The 21,918-nt window shown below is 71.8% G+C and carries 16 protein-coding genes and 1 other RNA gene; 4 read left to right on the top strand and 13 right to left on the bottom strand.

From position 1 onward, the window contains the following. Positions 1 to 36: 36 nt before the first annotated feature. The 4 genes from ACFYQ6_RS05755 to ACFYQ6_RS05770 form a co-directional block, all read right to left on the bottom strand. Entirely contained in the window at positions 37 to 1,413 is a 1,377-nt protein-coding gene (locus tag ACFYQ6_RS05755; protein ID WP_361572191.1) for an acyltransferase, read from the bottom strand. After that, positions 1,410 to 3,602 carry a glycosyltransferase gene (locus ACFYQ6_RS05760; protein ID WP_388760815.1) on the bottom strand — a complete coding sequence of 731 codons (2,193 nt, stop codon included), beginning with the start codon at positions 3,600 to 3,602 and terminating at the stop codon, positions 1,410 to 1,412. The genes ACFYQ6_RS05755 and ACFYQ6_RS05760 overlap by 4 nt, the downstream gene beginning before the upstream one ends. Then, positions 3,603 to 4,250 (bottom strand): hypothetical protein, encoded by a 648-nt coding sequence (locus ACFYQ6_RS05765; RefSeq protein ID WP_361572197.1) that lies wholly within the window; start codon positions 4,248 to 4,250, stop codon positions 3,603 to 3,605. It lies immediately after the preceding gene. A gap of 171 nt (positions 4,251 to 4,421) precedes the next feature. Beyond that, a complete protein-coding gene (locus ACFYQ6_RS05770) occupies positions 4,422 to 5,390 on the bottom strand; it encodes a LysR family transcriptional regulator (RefSeq protein ID WP_388760819.1) in 969 nt (322 codons plus the stop codon). A gap of 203 nt (positions 5,391 to 5,593) precedes the next feature. Here ACFYQ6_RS05770 and ACFYQ6_RS05775 point away from each other — a divergent pair, with 203 nt between their 5' ends. Further along, entirely contained in the window at positions 5,594 to 6,775 is a 1,182-nt protein-coding gene (locus ACFYQ6_RS05775) for an MFS transporter (protein ID WP_388760957.1), read from the top strand. A gap of 64 nt (positions 6,776 to 6,839) precedes the next feature. Here the strand turns inward: ACFYQ6_RS05775 and ssrA are convergent. The 5 genes from ssrA to ftsE form a co-directional block, all read right to left on the bottom strand. Then, positions 6,840 to 7,226, bottom strand: a transfer-messenger RNA (tmRNA) gene (gene ssrA / locus ACFYQ6_RS05780). Positions 7,227 to 7,346: 120 nt separating this feature from the next. Next, the gene (gene smpB, locus ACFYQ6_RS05785; RefSeq protein WP_356734507.1) at positions 7,347 to 7,835 is read right to left on the bottom strand and encodes an SsrA-binding protein SmpB; all 489 of its coding nucleotides are present in this window, start codon (positions 7,833 to 7,835) and stop codon (positions 7,347 to 7,349) included. 18 nt (positions 7,836 to 7,853) lie between these two features. Next, positions 7,854 to 9,041: a S41 family peptidase gene (locus tag ACFYQ6_RS05790; protein WP_361572204.1), complete on the bottom strand. Its 1,188-nt coding sequence runs from the start codon at positions 9,039 to 9,041 to the stop codon at positions 7,854 to 7,856. Between the two features lie 68 nt (positions 9,042 to 9,109). Next, entirely contained in the window at positions 9,110 to 10,030 is a 921-nt protein-coding gene (ftsX, locus tag ACFYQ6_RS05795; RefSeq protein ID WP_361572207.1) for a permease-like cell division protein FtsX, read from the bottom strand. A 23-nt stretch (positions 10,031 to 10,053) separates the two neighbouring features. Further along, complete coding sequence (ftsE, locus tag ACFYQ6_RS05800; protein WP_307126770.1) at positions 10,054 to 10,743, bottom strand: cell division ATP-binding protein FtsE; 690 nt, start codon at positions 10,741 to 10,743, stop codon at positions 10,054 to 10,056. A 258-nt stretch (positions 10,744 to 11,001) separates the two neighbouring features. Between ftsE and ACFYQ6_RS05805 the strand changes: the two genes are divergently transcribed. Next, positions 11,002 to 11,193: a hypothetical protein gene (locus ACFYQ6_RS05805; RefSeq protein WP_356734501.1), complete on the top strand. Its 192-nt coding sequence runs from the start codon at positions 11,002 to 11,004 to the stop codon at positions 11,191 to 11,193. Positions 11,194 to 11,326: 133 nt separating this feature from the next. Here ACFYQ6_RS05805 and ACFYQ6_RS05810 read toward each other — a convergent pair whose 3' ends face one another. The 4 genes from ACFYQ6_RS05810 to ACFYQ6_RS05825 all read right to left on the bottom strand — a co-directional run bounded on the left by ACFYQ6_RS05810 (position 11,327) and on the right by ACFYQ6_RS05825 (position 16,594). Beyond that, positions 11,327 to 12,022 carry an LPXTG cell wall anchor domain-containing protein gene (locus ACFYQ6_RS05810; protein WP_388760825.1) on the bottom strand — a complete coding sequence of 232 codons (696 nt, stop codon included), beginning with the start codon at positions 12,020 to 12,022 and terminating at the stop codon, positions 11,327 to 11,329. Between the two features lie 358 nt (positions 12,023 to 12,380). Then, on the bottom strand, positions 12,381 to 13,487 hold the full coding sequence (prfB, locus tag ACFYQ6_RS05815) for a peptide chain release factor 2 (protein ID WP_361572215.1): 1,107 nt from the start codon (positions 13,485 to 13,487) through the stop codon (positions 12,381 to 12,383). A gap of 69 nt (positions 13,488 to 13,556) precedes the next feature. Then, complete coding sequence (locus ACFYQ6_RS05820) at positions 13,557 to 14,795, bottom strand: serine/threonine-protein kinase (protein ID WP_388760828.1); 1,239 nt, start codon at positions 14,793 to 14,795, stop codon at positions 13,557 to 13,559. 146 nt (positions 14,796 to 14,941) lie between these two features. Continuing rightward, entirely contained in the window at positions 14,942 to 16,594 is a 1,653-nt protein-coding gene (locus tag ACFYQ6_RS05825) for a serine/threonine-protein kinase (protein ID WP_361572221.1), read from the bottom strand. Positions 16,595 to 17,024: 430 nt separating this feature from the next. Between ACFYQ6_RS05825 and ACFYQ6_RS05830 the strand changes: the two genes are divergently transcribed. Both ACFYQ6_RS05830 and ACFYQ6_RS05835 read left to right on the top strand, forming a co-directional pair. Continuing rightward, positions 17,025 to 20,330 carry an FHA domain-containing protein gene (locus ACFYQ6_RS05830; RefSeq protein ID WP_388760831.1) on the top strand — a complete coding sequence of 1,102 codons (3,306 nt, stop codon included), beginning with the start codon at positions 17,025 to 17,027 and terminating at the stop codon, positions 20,328 to 20,330. A gap of 219 nt (positions 20,331 to 20,549) precedes the next feature. Beyond that, the gene (locus ACFYQ6_RS05835; protein WP_388760834.1) at positions 20,550 to 21,917 is read left to right on the top strand and encodes an ABC transporter substrate-binding protein; all 1,368 of its coding nucleotides are present in this window, start codon (positions 20,550 to 20,552) and stop codon (positions 21,915 to 21,917) included. Position 21,918 lies beyond the last annotated feature (1 nt).

Here is a 21,918-nt window from a genome sequence, read left to right on the forward strand (position 1 = left end):
CCCCGTGCCCTGGGCCCACCGCGCCCCCGGTGCCGGTCAGACGGGACGGCGCCGGTCCGCCCCGTTCGGCCACAGGCGCGGGCGGCGCTTGGCGGCGACGTCCTCGACCCAGCCGAACGCCAGGATCGCGAGCCCCAGGAGCGGCCAGATCGCGATCAGGACGAGCCCCTCGTACGACTTCTCGATGTACGTGTCGAACGTGTCGCCGAACCAGGGGATGGACCAGAGGCTCTCCACGAGGTGCGCGGCGGCCATCAGCAGCAGGTTGTGCCACAGGTAGATGGTCACGGCCCGGTTGTTGGCCAGCGTGACCAGGCTGTCCCATCCGGCGAGCTTGCCGGGCAGCTTCTGCCAGGAGGGCGCGTACACGAGGAGGATCGCGCAGAAGCCGAGGGACCAGGTCGCCTGGGCGAGCGGGATCTCGTCCAGGTTCCAGCCCTCCTCGGTGAGGTGCCCGGACGCCCACCACAGGCCGAAGCCCATGACGATCGCGGCACACGACACGGCCAGGTAGCGCGGGATCTCCTTCAGCAGGCCGTCGTTGTGGGCGAAGCCCAGGATCCAGCAGGAGCCGAAGACCGCGAAGTCCGTGAGCCCTTCGCCGAAGGTGCCGGGGACCGTCACGAGACCGGTGCCGATCACGGCGGTCAGGCCGATCGGAGCGAGCAGCGTGACCCACGGCAGCCTGCGGAACGCCTTGAGCAGCAGGGGCGAGGCCAGCACGAACCAGAGGTAGGCCCGGAGGTACCAGAGCGGCCCCGCCGCCTGGTCGGCCCAGGTCAGCTCCAGCCAGCCGCCCGGCGAGCCGATCTCCTCCGGATACGGAGGGGAGCCGAGCGGGAGGATGTAGCTGCCGAGCTTGATGAACCACCACAGCCCCTCCTCCCGGACGGGCTTCCAGCTCAGCGCGAACATCATCGGCAGGACGACGAGCGCGAACGCCCACATCGGCGGGAGCAGCCTGCGCAGCCTGCCGCGGATGACGCTCCCCGCCGGCCGTGCCAGCGAGCGGGCCATCAGCGACCCCGCCAGGGCGAACATGACGCCCATGGAGGGGAAGAGGATGGTCAGCCAGCCCCACCCGAAGAGGTGGAAGAAGACGACGCGGACCAGGGCCACGGCCCTGAGCAGATCGAGGTAGCGGTCACGCCCGGGCTTGGCGCGGGGCGCGGGGGCCTCGGCGGCGGTGTCCGGAGCGGCGTGGGCGCGCCGGTGGTGGGCGGCCGGGGCGGGCACGGTGGCCTGTGCGTACTCGGGGTGGGCGGGCGCGTGGGGTACGGCCCGCGACGCACCGGCCTGTGCCGGGTGGGCGGTGCCCTGGTGCGCCGGGGTCCAGGCGGCGGCGCCGGAGGACGGCCAGGCGCCGTCGTCGTATCCAGCGCCGTCCTGCAGGGGACGGTCGGGGTAGGTCATGCCACCGGCCTCCGGTCCGTGTCCTTGCGGCGGTTCTGTGTGCCACCGGGCGCTTCCACCACGCCCGTTCGCCGCAGCTTCTGCCAGCGCAGCCGGCCTCCGGTGAGGGCGGTGATCCAGGACTGGAGCAGCACGACGTACATCAGCTGCCGGTAGAGGATCTGCTGGAGCGGCAGGGAGATCAGGTGCGTCATGCGCTCCCGGTCGAGCCGGAAGGCGTACGCGGCGCAGACGGCCTGCACGAGGAGCACACCGAACCAGGCGGCGACCGTCTTGCCGGTCGGGCCGAAGACGAGTCCGTAGAGGAGGAAGACGTCGATGAGGGGGGCGAGCAGCGGGGCGACCACCATGAACAGCGAGACGAACGGCAGTCCCACGCGGCCGAAGCGACCCGAGGGCCCGCGCTCGACGACGGCCCGGCGGTGCTTCCAGATGGCCTGCATCGTGCCGTACGACCACCGGTAGCGCTGTGACCAGAGCTGCTGCACGGACTCCGGGGCCTCGGTCCAGGCCCGGGCGTTCTCGGCGTAGACGACGCGCCAGCCGTCGCGGTGCAGCGCCATGGTGACGTCGGTGTCCTCGGCGAGGGTGTCCTCGCTCATGCCGCCGATCCGGTCCAGCGCGTCCCGGCGGAAGGCGCCGACCGCTCCGGGGATGGTGGGCATGCAGCCGAGGAGGTCGTACATCCTGCGGTCGAGGTTGAAGCCCATCACGTACTCGATGTGCTGCCAGGCGCCGATCAGCGAATCGCGGTTGCCGACCTTGGCGTTGCCCGCGACCGCCCCGACCCGGGGGTCGGCGAAGGGCTGCACGAGCTCGCGCACGGTCGAGGGTTCGAAGACCGTGTCGCCGTCCATCATCACGACGATGTCGTGACGGGCGTTCGCGATGCCGTTGTTCAGCGCCGCGGGCTTGCCCGCGTTGCGCTGGCGCACGACGCGAACGTTCGGGATCCACATCGCCTCGACGAGGTCGGCCGTGCCGTCCGTCGAGCCGTCGTCGATGACGATGACCTCGATCGGGTAGTCGCTGGCCACCAGTGACCGCACGGTGGCCTCGATGCACTCGCGTTCGTTGTACGCGGGCACCAGGACCGACACCGGGCGGGTGAACGGCTCGCCCCAGCTGAAGTCCTTGCGGCGCACCTTCCTGGCGTGCAGGAAGGAGAGCAGCAGCATCAGCCCGAAGCGGACCATCACCAGGACACCGATGACGGCCAGGCCGACCACCAGGACTCCGGTGACGTGCTCGGAGATCCCCACCGCCCCGATGAACGCCTTGCCCTTCCAGAGCGCGAACCCGGTGACCTGGGTGTGCGCGCTGGGGGCGCCGAGCGCCGCCGTGAGGCTGGTGAAGTCGTAGCCACGCTCCTGCATCTGCGGCAGGAACTTCCCGAGGGCGGCCACGGTCTGGGACCGGTCTCCGCCCGAGTCGTGCATGAGGATGATGGCGCCGTCGCCGTGCTCGGGCGTGGCGCGTTCGATGATCGCGTCGACGCCGGGGCGCTTCCAGTCCTCGCTGTCGGTGTTGTTCACGACGGTGAGGTAGCCGCGGCTGCCGATGTACTGCGTGACCGGCCAGGACTTGTTGTCCATGGCGTCGGAGAACGAGGAGTACGGGGGCCGGAACAGGGACGTGCGGATTCCGGCGGCACCCGCGAGCACCAGCTGGTTCTGGGAGAGCTCCCAGTCGATGCGGCTGGTGGACTGGAAGGAGAGGTCGGGGTGGTTGAAGGTGTGCAGCCCGATCTCGTGGCCCTCGTCGACCATGCGCCGCACGAGCTCCGGGTAGCGCGAGGCCATGGTGCCGGTGACGAAGAAGACGCCGTGCGCGTGGTGCTTCTTGAGCTCGTCCAGGACCCGGGGGGTCCAGACCGGGTCGGGGCCGTCGTCGAAGGTCAGGACGATCTTGTGGTCGGGTATCCGGAGCGTCTTGGCGGCCTCGCCCCTCTTACGGGCGTCTATGACCGGACCACCCTCCAGCACGTCGTCCGGCACCTGGGTGGTGGGGGCGGGGGCCTGGACGCGGTGGTCGGCGAGGATCTCGCTGTGGACGTATCCGCGCAGCATGAGCATGGCGAGCAGGGCGACGAGAAGGAGCGACGGAAGCAGATAGCGCATGGGCAGCCTGCGCCGTACGGTCCGCTTCTTCTTCCGGTGGTGCCTGCCCCGTGTGACGGGGGTGGTCATTTACTGAGTGCCTTCTTGTGGTTGCACCGTGGATTCCGAGGGTTCCGGGGAGGCCGGAGGGCTCTCCTCGGCGGGCTGGTCGACGCCGGCCGACGGCGACGGGCCTGCGGCGGGTGGCGAGGAGACCGAGCCGCCCGGGGCGGGCGCCGACGAGTCGGTGTCCCGGGGGGCCTGGGCGGACGCCGAGGCCGATGCGGCGCTCGCGCCGGGCGCGGCGGAAGCGGAGGCGGAGGCGCCCGACGACGGGGTCGCGGCGGCGCCGGATGCCGAGGTGGAGGCGGTCGGCGTGGCTTCGGGGCTCTGGGAGACGACCTCGCCGCTCGGAGCGGGCCGTACCTCGATGTCCTCCGATTGCTTCTCCTGCCCGGAGAGGGGGAGCCAGGGAGCGGTGGAGTTGCCGCCGAGCAGGGCGACCACGAGGGTCACCGCGTACACGGCGCAGATCGTGGCGAGCACCCAGCCCAGCCGCCGGTACGTCTTGCTCCGCCGGCCGCTCTCGTCGACGAAGACCGGCCCGTCGGAGAGATCGGGAAGGTTCGGTTCGACCGGCAGTTCGGAGAGCTGACGCCCGAGCCCGTCCAGCTGCACGGTGACGTCGTTCGGTTCATGCGTGTGCCCGGTACGGGTACCTTCGCGCCAATTGTCCACAGGTGTTCGCACATCCCCCACTCAATGAAACAGGTGCGCGAAAAAATGACGTGATTCCTGCCAACGGACCGGGCCCCCACCCTGTCCGGGCGACACTTCTCCTCGTGCACCCGAAAGCCTGAATGTAGCGCACGGAGGGGGCTCGCAAGGCCCCGTATCGCCTGATGTTCATCATCGGTGACGCATCAGTGACGTATCGGTTTCGGGCAGCCACGATTCCGTTGGCCTCACCATCCATCCCTCTGTCCCAGCGAGTTCGGCGCTCGCGGCACGCAGAGCGGACAGCCCCGGGTGGTCCAGCCCCTTGCGCCATACCATCAGGAGCGGGGAAAGCGGAACCGGTCGTACCAGCGGACGCAGCACCGTCCCGGGCAGCGGCGGGAAGCCGACGACGGCCAGCACGGGGTGCCCCGTCTTTGCCATGACACGTTGAAATTCGGCCACTCCCACGGCGAGCGGGGCGGGCGGTGCCAGCACGATGCCCCACTCGTCGAACAGCAGGGTGGCCAGATGCGTCCACTCCAGGGTGCGCGTGTTACCTGCCCCCGCGTAGACGGTCTCGCCGGCCAGGTCGCCCATGGCGACCGCCTCGCGCTCCGCCAGGGGGTGCCCGCTCGGCAGGAGGACCGCCATCGGCTCGTACCGCACCGGCTGTACGGAGAGCCGGGCCAGCACAGCGGGATCGAGCCCCGCGGCCCGCCCGAAGGTGACGTCGAGCCGCCCCGCGAGCACCTCACCAGCCGCCCAGGTCAGTCCGCTCTCGAAGCGCGCCATCAGCTCGCACTCCGGCGCGAGCTCCCGTGCGCGCGCCAGCACACGCGCCGCTGTCATCCCGTCCGTGTTCAGATCGACGAGCAGAGGGCGGTCCGCCGGGTCCGTGAACGCGGCGGCCAGACCGGCGTGCGCGTCGAGCACCCGCCGGGCGTGCGGGAGGAGCTTCTCCCCGTCCGGGGTGAGCGACACCTGCCGGGTGGTACGTACGAAGAGCTCACGGCCCAGTTCGCGCTCCAGCCTGCGGATGTCCCGGCTCAGCGCCTGCTGCGCGACGTAGAGCCGGGCGGCCGCACGGGTGAAGTGCAGCTCCTCGGCCACGGTGACGAAGGCGCGCAGGAGCCGGGGGTCGGTGTGAGGTGGGGGCACCGGGACAATTTACAACGGGGGTGCGTGAATGCGCCCGGAGCAGGTGTTGGACGGTACGGGCGCACGCCCCCGAGGGTTGACGCGTGCTTCACGAACCCGCTGCCGCCCCGGCCCCGCACAAGACCGCTCCGGCCCCGCACCCCGCAGCCCCGGCAACCGCCCCGCTCCCCGCCGCGCCCACGGCCACGGCGGACCTCCCGCCTCTGACCGCCGAGGACCCCGCCGCTCCGCGCAACCCGTACCTCCGGCTGCTCGCCACCCCCGGCGCACGCGCGTTCACCGCGGGCAATCTCCTCGCCCGGCTGCCCATGGGGATGTTCAGCGTCAGCGCCGTCATCATGATCGCCGAGGCCCACGGCTCGTACGCACTGGCCGGGGCCGTCACCGCGACCGGACTGGCCGCGACCGCCGTGGTCGCCCCCTGGACCGCCCGCCTCGTCGACCGCCACGGCCAGGCCCGGATCGCCGTGCCCGCCACCGCCGTCGCCGTGCTCGGCTCGCTCGCCCTCGTCCTCTGCGTGCACCACGACGCACCCGTCTGGACGCTCTTCGCCGCGTACGCCGCCACCGCCACCACCCCCAACACCGGGGGCATGTCACGGGCCCGCTGGTCCCACCTGCTCCGGGGCGACGCCGCGGCCCTGCACACCGCCAACTCCTTCGAACAGGCCGCCGACGAGCTGTGCTTCATGCTGGGCCCGGTGCTCGCCGCGACCCTGTGCGGGGCGCTCTTCCCCGAAGCCGGCACCCTGACGGGGGCCGTCCTGCTGATGACCGGCGTCCTGATCTTCGCCGCCCAGCGTGCGACGGAACCCCCCGTGGCCCCGCGCACCCGCGCGGCCTCTCCCCTGCGCACTCCCGGCATCCCCGCCCTGCTCGCGGTCTTCCTCGCGACGGGAGCCGTCTTCGGCGCCCTGGAGGTCGTCTCCATCGCCCACGCCGGAGGCGCGATCCTCGCACTCCAGGCGGGCGGTTCCTGCGTGGCGGGGCTGCTGTACGGGGCGCTGCGCCCCGCCACCGACATCCGGCGCAGGCTGCTGCTCTGCCTGGCCGGCATGACCGCCCTGATGTCCCTGCCTCTGCTCGCGGCGGCCACGACCGGGTCCGTGCTCGCCCTGGCCGGCTGTCTGCTGCTCGCGGGAGCGGCCACCGCGCCCACCATGGTGACCGGCATGACGCTGGTCCAGCGCCTCACCCCGCAGGCACAGATCAACGAAGGCATGACGCTCGCCGTCACCGCACTGCTGGGCGGCATAGCCGCAGGATCCGCGGTGGGCGGCTGGACGGTGGAGAACGCCGGGACGGCGACGGGATACGCGGCGCCGATGTGCGCGGCGGCCCTGGCACTGACCGTCGCGGCGGCCGGAACCCGAAAGGCGCTCTGACCCCTGACATACAAAAACGAGGACCCCGCTGCCGGCGGCAACGGGGTCCTCGTTCACATGGGAATTGTGGAGATGGCGGGAATCGAACCCGCGTCCAACGGTGCAGAACCAGGGCTTCTCCGAGTGCAGTTCGCTACGCTTTTCTCGGCCCCGGAGGTCACGCGAACAAGCCTCCGACAGGCCCAGTCACTGTTTGATTTCCTTCTAGGCCCCGTGACCGGGCTTAGAAGTTTAGATCCCTAGTTGATGCCAGGATCCGGGTCGGGATCAAACCCGGGCTGACACTCCGCAGAGTCTTCGCTCAGCTGCTGTTAGGCAGCGAGGGCGAAGGCGGAGGAATCGCGCTTAGAAGTGGCGATTATTGTTTGCGACATATGGTTTACGAGATCATTGCCGCTTCCTCGACTCGCTTCCCCTGCCTCGACATCCGCTGTCGAAACCGATCATCCCCATGTTGATTTTTCAAATCGCGCACCTTCGCTGAGGTGCACGGCCCATCGTACGTGACCAACGCGCACGGATGCCACTGTATTCCGGCGGCACCGGGGCGCGGGGCCGGACCGGGTGGCGCCTAGGCGTTGCGCTGGCGCCGCCGGGCCGCCGCGATGGCGCGGTTCGTCTCCCGCGTGTCCTGCTTCTCGCGCAGTGTCTGGCGCTTGTCGAACTCCTTCTTGCCCTTCGCGAGCGCGATCTCGACCTTGACCCGGCCGTCCTTGAAGTACAGGGCGAGGGGCACGATCGTGTGGCCCGTCTCCTGCGACTTGGACTCCAGCTTGTCGATCTCGGCCCGGTGAAGCAGCAGCTTGCGCTTCCGCTTGGCCGCGTGGTTGGTCCAGGTGCCCTGCACGTACTCGGGGACGTGGATGTTGTGCAGCCACGCCTCGCCGTTGTCGATCTGGACGAAGCCGTCGACGAGCGACGCCCGGCCCATCCGCAGCGACTTGACCTCCGTACCCATGAGCACGAGCCCGCACTCGTAGGTGTCGAGGACGTGGTAGTCGTGCCGGGCCTTCTTGTTCTGGGCGATCATCTTGCGCCCGGTGTCTTTTTCCTTGGCCATAGTGCGGTCATTTTCGCACTACGACCCACCCCCGAGGCCACTCAATACCGTCTCGGCCCGCTGCTGGGCCTCCGGACCCGCCCCGACGTCCGGCGTGATGCCGCTGCCCTCGACGGTGCGGCCCGCCGGCGTGCGGTAGTGCCCGACCGTCAGCTCGGCCACGGATCCGCCCGGAAGCTTGCTGGGCATCTGCACCGAGCCCTTGCCGAAGGTGCGCGACCCGACGGTCACGGCCCTGCCCCGGTCCTGGAGCGCCCCGGTCAGCAGCTCCGCCGCGCTCATCGTGCCGCCGTCGACCAGGACGACCACGGGCCGCTCGGTGTCCCCGCCCGGCTCCGCGTACAGGGCGCGCTGCTCGCCGTGCACGTCGTAGGTGGCGACGAGCCCGCCGTCGAGGAAGGCCGAGGACGCGGTGACGGCCTCGGTGACCAGACCGCCGGAGTTGGCCCGGAGGTCCAGCAGAATCCCGGCGTCCCCGGGAGCCTCGTCCACGGCCTCGCGGACCGCGGTGCCGGCGCCCTTGGTGAAGGCCGCGACCTTGATCAGCACGGCGGACGCCGGGTCCTCCCCCAGCTGCCGGACACTGACCGGCTGCGTGGTGAGACGGGCCCGGTGGAGCGTCGAGGTCCAGGAGTGCCCGCCGCGGCTCAGCCCGAGGACCACGGTGGTGCCCTCGGCCGCCTCCGTCCGGTCCCCGCGCAGCAGGGCGACGACCTCGGCGACGGGGCGCTTCCCCACGGGCCGCCCGTCGACGGTGCGCAGCAGGTCTCCCTTGCGCACTCCGGCCGCGTCCGCCGGGCCGCCCGGCTGGACCCCGGTCACGGTGACCGCGCCACGGGCCGAGCGCCTGGCGGAGATCCCGACCCCGGTGTACGAGCCGTCGAGGGCCTGCTCGAAGTCCTCGTACTCCCGCTCGTCGTAGACCGCGCCCCAGCGGTCCCCGCTGCGGCTGACGACCTCCTCGGCGGCGTCCTTGCCCGACTTGCCGTCGGCCTCCGCGTCGGCGACCGCGTCCGCGATCTCCTCGCGGTCCACGGAGCCGACCGTGGAGGACACCGAACGGGTCTTTATCTCCGTGCCCGCGTCGTCCTCCCGGGGCAGGGACCCGGTCGCCGCGGCAGTGGCCAGCACGCTCGCGAACACCAACGTCAGGGCCGCCCCGCGGTGGAGACCGCGGGGTTTCAAATGGTGCGTAAGGCCCGGCATGTGGCCGAGTGTAGGACAACGCCCCGTCCGCGCACGGCTCGTCGGCCGCACGCGGGACGGGGCGCTCGTCACACCTTGAGGTACTTGCGCAACGCGAAGAGAGCGGCAACGGCGGGCATCAGCAAGCCGATCGCGATGACCAGCGGCAGCTTCGTGAGCACCGCCTCCCAGCCGATGAAGTCGATCAGATTCAGCTTGTCCTGGAGCGCGAGACCGCCGTCGATCAGGAAGTACCGGCCGGCCAGCAGGATCACGCAGGCGAGCAGTCCGCCGATCAGGCCCGCGAAGGCCGCCTCCATGATGAACGGCATCTGGATGTAGAAGCCCGAGGCCCCGACCAGCCGCATGATGCCGGTCTCCCGTCTCCGGCTGAACGCCGAGACGCGGACGGTGTTCACGATGAGCATCAGCGCGATGATCAGCATCAGGGCCATCAGGAAGATCGCGGCCACGTTCATGCCGTTCATCAGCTCGAAGAGGTTGTCCAGGATGCTGCGCTGGTCCTGGACGGACTGCACCCCGTCACGGCCCGCGAAGGCCGTCGCGACCACCTTGTACTTCTCCGGGTCCTTCAGCTTGACCCGGAACGACTCCTGCATCTGGTCCGGCGTGATGCTCCCGGCCATCGGGGAGTCGCCGAACTCCTCCTGGTAGTGCTTGTACGCCTCGTCGACCGTCTCGAAGAGGACCGGCTTCTCGACGGCGTCCATCTTCTCGAGGTCGGCCTTGATCTCCTTCTTCTGCTCGGCCGTGACCGCGCCCTTGGCGCACTTGGGCACGTCCTTGGCGTCGTTCTTGTTGCAGAGGTAGATCGAGACGTTGACCTTGTCGTACCAGTAGGTCTTCATCGTGCCGACCTGCTCGCGCAGCAGCAGCGCACCGCCGAACAGGGCGAGCGAGAGGGCGACGGAGACCACGACCGCGAAGGTCATCGTGAGGTTACGACGAAGACCGACGCCGATCTCCGACAGGACGAACTGGGCGCGCATGGCGTCCTTTCAGTACTCGAGACTCAGTGCTGGTAGCCGTAGACGCCACGCGCCTGGTCGCGTACGAGACGGCCCTGCTCGAGCTCGATGACGCGCTTGCGCATCTGGTCGACGATGTTCTGGTCGTGGGTCGCCATGATCACGGTGGTGCCGGTCCGGTTGATCCGGTCCAGCAGCTTCATGATGCCCACGGAGGTCTGCGGGTCGAGGTTGCCCGTGGGCTCGTCCGCGATCAGCAGCATGGGACGGTTGACGAACGCCCGCGCGATGGCGACGCGTTGCTGCTCACCGCCGGAGAGCTCGCCGGGCATCCGGTCCTCCTTGCCCCCGAGACCGACGAGGTCGAGCACCTGCGGCACGGCCTTGCGGATCTCGCCGCGCGGCTTGCCGATGACCTCCTGCGCGAAGGCCACGTTCTCGGCGACGGTCTTGTTGGGCAGAAGGCGGAAGTCCTGGAAGACCGTGCCCAGCTGGCGGCGCATCTGCGGCACCTTCCAGTTGGACAGCCTCGCGAGGTCCTTGCCGAGCACGTGGACCGTGCCCTGGCTGGCGCGCTCCTCACGGAGGATGAGCCGCATGAAGGTGGACTTGCCGGAGCCGGACGAGCCGACCAGGAAGACGAACTCGCCCTTCTCGATGTCGAGTGAGACGTCCCGGAGAGCTGGACGGCTCTGCTTCGGGTAGGTCTTGGAGACGTTATCGAATCGGATCACGGATGCACCACGGTCGGCCGGGGGTAGGTGAGCGTGACCATACGCGAAGCGAGCTGACGCGTGCAGTCGGCGTCCGGCAATGAGGGATTTGTGAGGGAACGTGGCGGGGAACGAAACGGGGCGTGCCGGACCTTGTCCGGCGGGCCGCGCCGAAATCCCCGCGAGCTGGCACAGTGGTAGGGGGAACGGTTGCGTTTCCCTGAGCGTTGTGCGGAGAGAACGTGTATGCGGCTCCGCCGCGCGGGAGGAGGACTGCGCATGACCTACGACAGACTGGTGTGCGCGAACTGCGCGGCGCCCGTGAGCGAGGGCCGCTGCCGCGTCTGCCGTGCGAGCCGCGAGCGGATGCAGGAGCAGGGATTCTTCGCCGGGCTGAATCCGGCGATGCTGGTCGCGCTCATGGTGATCCTGGTGGCCGCGCTGGCCCTGCTGGCGCACCAGGCCGTCTGAGCGAAGGACCGCCCCCCGCCACCCGGCGGGGCCCGAGGCATGCGCGTACGCCCGCAGGAGCGGTTCCGGTACGCGAAGGGGCCCGGGAGGCCGTTACGGCGCTCCCGGGCCCCTCATCGTGCGCCTACGGGCGTCAGGCGGCCGTGCGGCTGCCGCCGGCCAGACGCGGCAGGATGCGGAAGCCGATGCCACCGGCGATCATCGTCGCGGCGCCGACCAGCAGGAACGTGGTCTCGGCCGCACCGGTCTCGGCGAGCTCGTCCTTGCCCTTGCCCTGCTCGACCGGCTGGTTGCCGGCACTGTCGGTGTCGGTGTTGTCGGCGCAGGCCGCACCGTCGAGGTCGACGGTGCAGGTGCCGGCGTCGCCGTCCGAACCACCGGTGTTTCCACCGGTCGCACCGCTGCCAGGTGTCTCACCCGGGGTCTCAGGCGTCTCCGGGGTCTCCGGCGTCTCCGGGGTCTCAGGAGTTTCCGGCGTCTCAGGCGTCTCCGGAGTTTCCGGCGTCTCCGGGGTCTCCGGCGTCTCGGGAGTTTCCGGCGTCTCCGGAGTCTCGGGGTCGGTGGGGTCCTCCCCACCCGGGTTGGTCGGGTCCTCCCCGCCCGGGTTGGTGGGGTCCTCGCCGCCCGGGTTGGTGGGGTCCTCGCCGCCGGGGTTGGTCGGGTCCTCCCCGCCGCCCGGGTTGGTCGGGTCGGTCACCTCGTCGACGACACCGAAAATGTCGCCGATCACCGACGCCTGAGCCGCGCCCGCCGCGGTGAGCGAGGCACCTGCGGCAATAACCGCGCAGGCGGCTATGCGCGCGACGCGGATTCGCGTCTTCTTCGTCATCTGTTGCTACCCCCAGTAGCTGATCTCGTCGATGGAGCAGCCATATGCGGTCCTCGGCCCTGCGGGGTTGCTCGTACTCGCAGGGCCACGCCGTACCGTGGTCATCCCGCCCGCCCCCGATCACACCTGTCCCAGACATACGCGTGCTGCTCTAGCACCCTGTCCAGAGTTAAGGACTACGTCAAGGCCGTTTGGGGGGCATACGGCCGGAATGGGGGCTCTTGACGGCTATTCGGAATCACGACTGTGACTCAGTCAGCACATCTTCCCCTCAACTGCCGTGCCTGCGCGGCGGGGTGAAAACGTGTGCGGGCCCGGACAGGAAGCCTGTCCGGGCCCGGCAGCCATAGGGCTGCGCCTACTTCTCGCTCTGCTTGCGCCAGCGGATACCGGCCTCGACGAAGCCGTCGATCTCGCCGTTGAACACCGCTTCCGGGTTGCCCATCTCGAACTCCGTACGCAGGTCCTTGACCATCTGGTACGGGTGCAGGACGTACGAACGCATCTGGTTGCCCCAGGAGTTGCCGCCGTCGCCCTTGAGGGCGTTCATCTTGGCCTGCTCCTCCTGACGGCGGCGCTCGAGGAGCTTCGCCTGGAGGACGTTCATCGCGGACGCCTTGTTCTGGATCTGCGAGCGCTCGTTCTGGCAGGAGACGACGATGCCGGTCGGCAGGTGGGTCAGGCGCACCGCGGAGTCCGTGGTGTTGACGCCCTGGCCGCCGGGGCCCGAGGAGCGGTACACGTCCACGCGCAGCTCGGACTCGTCGATCTCGACGTGGTCGGTCTGCTCGACCACGGGCAGCACCTCGACGCCCGCGAAGGACGTCTGGCGGCGGCCCTGGTTGTCGAAGGGTGAGATGCGGACGAGCCGGTGGGTGCCCTGCTCGACGGAGAGCGTGCCGTAGGCGTACGGCACCTCTACGGCGAAGGTGGTCGACTTGATGCCGGCCTCTTCGGCGTACGCCGTCTCGTAGACCTCGGTCTTGTAGTTGTGCCGCTCGGCCCAGCGGAGGTACATGCGCTGGAGCTTCTCGGCGAAGTCGGCGGCGTCGACGCCGCCCGCCTCGGCCCGGATGGTGACCAGGGCCTCCCGCGCGTCGTACTCGCCGGAGAGGAGGGTGCGGACCTCCATCTCGTCCAGCGCCTTGCGGACCGACTCCAGCTCGGCCTCCGCCTCACCGAGAGCGTCGGCGTCGCCCTCGTCCTCGGCGAGCTCGAAGAGGATTCCGAGGTCGTCGATACGGCCCCGGAGCGCTTCGGCCTTGCGGACCTCGGCCTGGAGGTGCGAAAGCTTGCTCGTGATCTTCTGCGCCGCGTCCGGGTCGTCCCAGAGGGACGGCGCCGCCGCCTGCTCCTCGAGCGCGGCGATGTCGGCCCTCAGCGCGTCCAGGTCCAGGACGGCCTCGATCGACCCCATGGTGGAGGAGAGGGACTTCAGCTCTTCGGAAATATCGACGACTGCCACGGGTCCAGCGTAACGGCTGGACGAGTGAACCTGTCCCTCCCCCGGGCCGGGGCGGCCCCAGGGCCGTGCTCAGGGGGTCGTGGGGGCCGAATTCCGCGTGTCCTCGGGCGCTCCGTCCGCGTCGTCGCCGCTCGTGGCGAACCAGCCGCCCACCCCTATCGCCGCACACAGGGCGATCGCGGCGGCACCGAGGGTGATGCGGCGCTTGCGTACGGCGGCCGCCTTGTTGCGGGCCGAGCCGGGCCGGGGACGGCCGGGGGCGCGCGGGGCCCGGGCGGTGCCCAGCGGACCGCCGGCCAGCTCGTCCGGGGCGGGGACGCGCATGCTCGTGTGGGTGTCCCGGTTGGAGTCCGGCGAGGAGCCCGGCACCAGCGGGACGGCGCCCCGGCGGCGGGGCTCCTCGGGGGCCGGGGTGTACTGCTGCTCGTCGTACGACTGCGGTTCGGCCTCGCTCTCCGGCTCGTCGACGTCGAGCGGGGGTATCCCGGCCAGCAACGGCAGGAGCTCACGCAGCCTGGTGGCCAGCTCGGAGGCGCGCAGCCGGGACGCCGGGGCCTTGGCGAGGCACTGCACGAGGAGCTGCCAGAGCTCCTCCGGGATTCCGGGCAGCGGGACGACGGTCTCGGTCACATGGCGGCGCAGGACGGCGCCGGGGTGACCGCCGCCGAAGGGGGTGAACCCGGCGAGCAGCTCGTAGAGCACGGTGGCGAGGGCGTAGATGTCGACGGCGGCGCGCGGGGGGAGGCCCTCGACGATCTCCGGGGCCAGGTAGTCCGGCGTGCCGATGATCTTCGTGGCCTTGGTGCGGCGCGGGGTGTCGATCAGCTTGGCGACCCCGAAGTCGGTGAGCAGCGCGGGGTGCGATCCGCCGGGACCGAGAGGGCCCTCCATGTCGAGCAGGATGTTCTCCGGCTTGACGTCGCGGTGGACCACCCCGGCGCGGTGCGCGGCGGCGAGGCCGTCCGCGACGTCGGCGATGATCGCGGCGGCGGCCTCGGGCGCGAGACGGCGCTCGCGGTCGAGACGGGTGCGCAGATCGGTGCCGCGCACGAGATCCATCACCAGCGCCAGGTCGGTGCCGTCCACCACGAGGTCGCGTACGGCGACGACGTGCGGATGGTCGAGCCCGAGCAGCGCCGTGCGTTCCTGCACGAAGCGGCCCACGAGCTCCTGGTCGGACGCGAGGTCCTCGCGGAGCAGCTTGATGGCGACGGGGCCCTCGGGCCCCTCGCCGAGCCACACCGTGCCGGCGCTGCCGCGCCCCAGGATCTGGTGGGCGGTGTACCGGCTGCCGATATTCCGTGCCAAGACTGCTCCCTCAGCGGCTGGCGTTGACCCCCGGTCGACAAAGTTACGCGGCGAACGGGGTGTCGCGTGCCCTGGATGGCGCCAACCTTCACTTCTGCGGGCGAATTGCACCCGCAGAAGTCGACAAAGACACAGACTCGGCGGCGTTACTGGCCGGTAGTGCCGCCCGAGCTGCTTCCACCGAGGTCCTCGAACCAGCCGGTGACCTCGGAGACGCCGTCCCCGATGGCCTCCCAGTAACCCTTGCCCTGGGCGACCCAGTCCTGCAGCGGCGTCAGTTCCCAGATGAGCCAGCCCGCCACGATCAGCAGGACCACGGAGAACAGGCACCCCTTGAGGCAGCCGAGTCCCGGGATGCGCATCGGGTTGGCGCTGCGCTGCCGGGGCTGGCGCGGCGCGGGCTGCTGGGGCGGCGGCGGCTGCGGGGGCGCGTACTGCTGGCGCTGCGGCTGCTGGGGCTGCCGGCGCTGGGGCTGGGCCTGCTGCTGCGGCTGGTAGCGCTGGGGCTGCTGCTGCGGCGGGTACTGCTGGTGCTGAGGCTGCTGGGGCTGCCGGTGCTGCTGCGGCGCCTGCTGCGGTGCCTGCTGGCGCTGGGGGCGGCGGCGCAGCGGGTCCTGGCTCGGGTCGAGGTACTGGACCTGTGTCTGCTCGTTGCGGTCGCGGGCCGCGCGGAGCTGGGACTGCCAGGGGTGCGGCTCGTCGGGCTGCGGGGGCCCGTCGGGGCGCGGCGGCACGGGCGGCATCACGGCGGTCGGGTCGGCGTGGCCGCCCCCGCCCGGGGTCTGCCGCATCACGCTGGTGGGGGCCGCCGGGTCGTACGAGCCCGCGTTGCTCGGCAGCACCTGGGTCGCGTCGGCGGCGCCCGGGGTCTCGGGGACCGCGGCGGGAGCCGGATCGGGGGCGAGCAGGGCGCCCACGCCCTCGGCAGCGGCGATCTGCGCGGAGTTGGCGTGCACGCCGATGCCCGCGCCGACGGTCCGCAGAGCGCGGGCGAGGTTCACGGCGCTGGGCCGCTGGTCCGGGTCCTTGCGCAGGCAGCGCTCTATGACCGTCCAGAGCGGTTCGGGGACGGTGCTGGGGCGGCGCGGCTCCTCGCTGAGGTGCCGGTGCAGGACCTCGAGCGCGGTGCCGCCGGCGAACGGCGGACGGCCCGTGACCAGCTCGTACAGCAGGATGCCCGCGCCATAGACGTCCACGGCGGAGGTCTGCGGACGGCCCTCGGCCGACTCGGGCGCCACATAGGCGGGCGTGCCGACGAACTCGTGGGTCCGGGTCAGTCCGGGCGAGTCCGCGAGGCGCGCGATGCCGAAGTCGGTGAGCATCGGGCGCATCTCGCCGTTGCGCTCGTCGAGCAGCACGTTGGCGGGCTTCAGGTCGCGGTGCACGACGCCGTCGGCATGGCTGGCGGCGAGCGCGTCCGCGATCTGGGCGGTGAGCAGGGCGGCTGCGACCGGGGTGAACGGACCGTTCTCGCGCAGGTAGCGGTGCAGGTCGGGGCCGTCGATCAGGTCCATCACCAGGGCGAGCAGATCACCCTCGACGACGAGGTCCCTGGTACGCACGATGTTCGCGTGGGTGAGCCGCAGGAGCACGGAGCGCTCACGCAGGAACCGCATCACGACGTCCGCGTCGTTGGCGAGCTCCTCCTTCAGCACCTTGATCGCGACGGTCTCGCCGGGCTGCCCGGCGACGGCCGCCTCGGCGCCCGCGGTCTCCCGCTGGCGGGCTCGCCAGACGGTGCCCGTGGCGCCGCGTCCGAGCGGCTCCTCGAGCAGGTACTTGCTGCCGACTGGCCGCACGTCACGCGCTCCCTGCTGATCGTTGTGCTTCGCGGTCCCCCGGGCCCACCGAGGATGTCCCGGCCCACTCTAGTGCCGCCGTACGGGGCACCGGCCGGTCGTCCTCAGGTCGTGTTGCCACCGTGTCCATGGGGGAACCGGGAAGACGCACACACGGGAGAGTTGGTTGCCGAACGAGTGTGCAGGACCTTCCCGACGAGACCAAGCAGGCACTTTTACGCCCACACTCGGCCATTCATGATCACTAAGCGGCCACCCCCGGGCGTGTTGTCAGTGGCAGGTGCGAGGATGCCTCCAGCACGGAACTGTGAGGTCGGGAGCCTCACGCTCCGTGACGACCTGTACCGGACGACGCGTCCGTGCCGGGTGGGGGGAATCACAGGGCATTTCCCCTGCCGGGCGCCCCGCGCAGAAGGGACCGCTGACGGCGATGCAGATCCGGCTGACCGTCCTCGCGCCGCGCAGCGGCCAGACCCCGGCGCGCGCCTGCGACGTGCTCGTCACCGCCCCCGCGGGGACCGCTCTCGCGGCCGTCGCCTCCGGCCTGGCCACGGCGGTGGCCGGCCCCGAGGGCTCCCTGGGCGGCGGCGCCACCGTGCTGTACGCGGGCCGGGAGCGCCTCGACCCGCAGCGCTGCTCCCTCGGAGAGCCGCCGCTGGTGGACGGGGCGGTGCTGTCGCTCCAGGTGCCCGGTGAGGACGAGGCGGCCGACGACACGGTCCCGGCCCAGCTGCACGTGGTCGCGGGACCGGACGCCGGCGGGGTCCACCTGCTGCACGGCGGACAGATCCGGATCGGCCGCTCGGCCGAGGCCGACGTCCCCCTCGACGACCCCGACGTCTCCCGTCTGCACTGCGCGGTCACGGTCTCGGAGGACGGCCGGGTCTCCGTCGCCGACCTGGGCTCCACCAACGGCACCTCGCTCGACGGCACGGAGGTCCGCGACCGCCCGGTCCGGCTCGTGCCGGGCGCCCTGCTGCGGCTCGGCGAGTCCACGCTCCGGCTCGCGCCCGGCAGCCGCACGCCCACCCTCACGACGACGCCCGACGGCGAGGGCCATCTGCGGGTGGCCCGCCCGGAAGCCGGGAGCGCCCAGGCTCCGGAGGGCGCGGCTGCGGACAGGTCCGCAGGAGAGGGGCACGGCCACGCCTACAGCCCCGCGCCCCACGGCCTCGACGCCGCCCACGACGACGGCCCGGCCGGTCACGACGCCCACGGGGACGAGCTCCTGCCGCCGGTCACCCACGGCCGCGGCGCGCACCTCACGCCCGGCGAGGCGCCCCGGCGCGGCATAGGCGCCTGGGCGCGGCGCCTGACCGGCGGCAAGGGCGAGCCCGCGCAAGGGGCGCCCGCCGGGGAGCGCCCGGCCGGCGGCCCCTCCTCCGGCCCCGCCCCCTACGCCGCCGCGCCCTTCCGCACCCCCTCCGCCCCGGCCGGCACCTGGCCCGACCCCGCCACCGTGCTGCTCACGGCGCTCGGACCGGGCCTCCGGCTGTGGGAGCGCGACCCCGCGCACCCCGAGGCCCTGGTCGTACGCCTCGGCACGACCGAACGGGCCGACCTGCCCGCCGTACCGGTGACCGTGGGACTGCGGGAGGCCGGCTCGCTCGGCCTGGCCGGCCCCCGGGCCCGGCTGTCCGGGCTCGCCCGCTCGACGGTCGCGCAGCTCGCGGCCCTGCACTCCCCCTTCGACCTGGAGATCGTGCTGATCAGCGCGGACCGGGCCCGCAGCGCCGAGGAGCGCCGCCGCGAGTGGTCCTGGCTCGGCTGGCTGCCCCATCTGCGCCCCATGCACGGCCAGGACTGCCGTCTCCTCCTGGCGTACGACCGCGAGCAGGCGGGCGCCCGCGCCGGGGAGCTGGTGCGCCGCATGGAGGACGGTCCGCTGGGGCCCGGCTGGGCCAGCGCCGACCGGGCCTCCGTGGCCGAGGCCGCCCGCCACCACACCGGGCCGCACACGGTGGTCATCGTGGACGGCGACCCCGGCTCGGCGGCGCTGCGCGAGACCACCGCCGCGCTGGCCGGTGCCGGAGCGGCGGCCGGCATCCACCTGATCTGCCTGGCCGAGACCCCGGCGGCCTCCCCGACGTCCCCGGTCACCGCGACGTACGACACCGCGTGCCGTGCCTCGATCGCCTTCCGTGAGTGCGGTGCGGTCGCCATGCTGAGCGGAGACGTGGCGACCGCCCTGCGGCTGCTGCGCACGGCGGGCGGCCAGGCCGCGGGCCATGGCACGGTCGCCGCGGTGGACGCCGTGTCGGCGGCCTGGGCCGAGCGTTTCGGACGCGCGCTCGCCCCGCTGCGTGACGAGGGCTCGGCCACCCTGCCCGGCCGGCCCATGGCGGCGGCCCTGCCCCCTTCGGCCCGCTTGCTGGACGAACTGGGCCTCGCCAGGGCCACCCCCGCCTCCCTGATGGCCCGCTGGGCCTCCACGGCGGAGGACCAGCCGGGCGCCACGGTGCGCACGACCGCCCCGGCCGGCGGCGCGGACCTGGACACGACGAGCTCGGGCCGCACGCTGAGCACCGGCCCCCGGGTGGGCGCGCAGCGCGAGTCCCCCGAATCCGAGCGCACCCCGTACCGGACCGCCGGGGTGACCAGCTCCGGCTCAGGGCGCTCCGCCTACCCCCAGGCAGGCGGCGCCACCAGGATCGGTGCGCAGCGTCGCGACGGCGAGTCCCCGGCCCCCGCACCCGCCTCCTCCGGATACGCGGGCCGGCCCGTGATCGTGCTCGGCGCCGGGCCCCGGGGCCCGCTCGCGGTCGACCTGGCCGACGAGGGCCCGCACCTGCTCATCGAGGGCCCGGCGGGAAGCGGCCGTACGGAGCTGCTGCGCGCCGTCGCCGCGTCCCTGGCCTCCGCCGCCCGGCCCGACCGGCTCGGCATCCTGCTCATCGACGGGTCGGGCGGCGAAGGGCTGGGGCCGTGCACGGAGCTGCCGCACGTCTTCAGCCGTCTGGTGGCCTCCGACCCCGTACGGATGCGGGAGTTCGCCCAGGCGCTGGGTGGTGAGCTGAAGCGCCGGGCGGAGCTGCTCGGCGGGCTGGACTTCACCACCTGGCACGCCCGCCACGAGGAGTCGCAGACGCTCACGGGCCGGCGCTCCCCGGGCGCCGCCGAGCAGCGCGGCGACATCGAGTCGCCCGCCAGCGGCACCCTGCGACTGCGGCCCGCCGCGGCCCGGCCCGCGGATCCCGGCCCCTCCCCCCTGCCCAGGCTCGTCGTCCTGGCCGACGACTTCGACGCCCTGGTCGCCCCTGCCCTCGGCAGCCCCGGCCGCCCGTCCGCGGGGTCCGTCGTGCGGGTGCTGGAGGCAGTGGCCAGGGACGGCGAGCGGCTCGGCGTCCATCTGGTCGCCACCTCCGGCCGTCCGGACCGCACGGAGGACACGGAGCTGGCCCGGGGCGCGCGCCTGCGCATCGTGCTCGATCCGCCCGTCGTGCCCCCGTCGCCGGACGAGGCGTCCCCGGGCCGGGGACGGCTCGGGCATCCGGACGGCCGGGTGACGCCGTTCCAGGGTGGCCGGGTCACCGGGCGCATCCCGCGCACGGCCACGCTGCGCCCGACGGTCGTTCCGCTGGAGTGGGAGCGGATGGGCGATCCGCCGACCCGCCGGCCGGTCCGTGAGCTGGGCAACGGCCCCACCGACCTGGCCCTGCTGGCCAGCGCCCTGGAGCGGGCCGCCCGTTCCGTGAACGCTGACCGGCTGCCCCCGCTGACACTTTCGAATCCCTGAAATCCCTTTTTTCGCCTGGGTACTGACTTGACGTCACGGGCCGATCACGATCTCTACGGTGAGGCTGATAGCGGTATTGCGGCGCCTGTTGGCCCGGCGTAGGACTGTGTGCACGGACGACAAGTTGAACCGCACGATGTGAGACGTGAGCGGCGCCGGACGGCCCTGCCGTCGGTACCGGTACGCACACATGGGCGCACAGGAGAGACGGGGCAAGGGATGCGCAGAACCCTTCGGATGCGTAGAGCCGCAGTGGTGTTCACGGCGATCGGGGCGTTGGCCCTCACCGGTTGCGGCGGTGACGGGGACGGCAAGGACAAGGCGGGCAAGGGGTCCGGAGGCAAGAGCCCGGACAGCGCCTCGACGGTGAACCTGCCGAAGCTGGACGGCCAGAAGCTGTCGGTGGCGGCGGTCTGGACCGGCCCCGAACAGGCCAACTTCACCAAGGTGCTCGACGAGTTCGAGAAGCGCACGGGGGCAGCCGTCACCTTCGTCCCGGCGCAGGACCCGATCGTCAACTTCCTCGGTACGAAGATAGCGGGCGGCCAGCCGCCGGACGTCGCGATGATCCCCCAGGTGGGAGCGATCCAGCAGGCCGTGGCCAAGAAGTGGGCCAAGCCCGTCGGCGACGAGGCACGGGCGCAGCTGGGCCAGAACTACGCGAAGGTCTGGCAGGACCTCGGCGCGGTCGACGGCACCCAGTACGGCGTCTACTTCAAGGCCGCCAACAAGTCGCTGATCTGGTACAACGCCAAGGCGTTCGAGAACGCGGGCGCGAGCGAGCCGAAGACCTGGAAGGACTTCCTCGCCACCGCGGAGACCGTGTCCGCCTCCGGTGTCACCCCGGTCTCGGTCGGCGGCGCGGACGGCTGGACGCTCACCGACTGGTTCGAGAACATCTACCTCTCCCAGGCAGGGCCGGAGAAGTACGACCAGCTGGCCAAGCACGAGATCAAGTGGACGGACCCGTCCGTCAAGGACGCGCTGACCACCCTGGCCGAGCTCTTCGGCAAGCCGAGCCTGATCTCCGGCGGGGCCGACGGCGCGCTGCAGACCGAGTTCCCCGCGTCCGTCACCCAGACGTTCACCGGCGGTGACCAGCCCAAGGGCGCGATGGTGTTCGAGGGTGACTTCGTCGCCATCAACATCGCCCAGACCAAGGCCAAGATCGGCACGGACGCCAAGGTCTTCCCGTTCCCGGCGGTGGGTGCGGAGTCCCCCGTGGTGACCGGCGGCGACGCGGCCGTGGCGCTCAAGGACGGCGAGGGCGCCCAGGCGCTGCTGACCTGGCTCGCCTCGACCGACGCGGCGAAGATCTGGGCCGAGGCGGGCGGCTTCATCTCGCCCAACAAGTCGCTGGACGCGGCTTCGTACCCCAACGACGTGCAGCGCAAGATCGCCGAGGCACTGATCGCGGCCGGTGACGACGTCCGCTTCGACATGTCCGACCAGGCCCCGCAGTCCTTCGGCGGGACGCCCGGCAAGGGTGAGTGGAAGACGCTCCAGGACTTCCTGAAGAACCCGAAGGACATCGCGGGGACCCAGGCGAAGCTGGAGTCCGACGCGGCCAAGGCGTACACGAGCTGAC

This window comes from Streptomyces sp. NPDC005494 (assembly GCF_042872025.1).
In the GTDB taxonomy this organism is placed as follows: domain Bacteria; phylum Actinomycetota; class Actinomycetes; order Streptomycetales; family Streptomycetaceae; genus Streptomyces.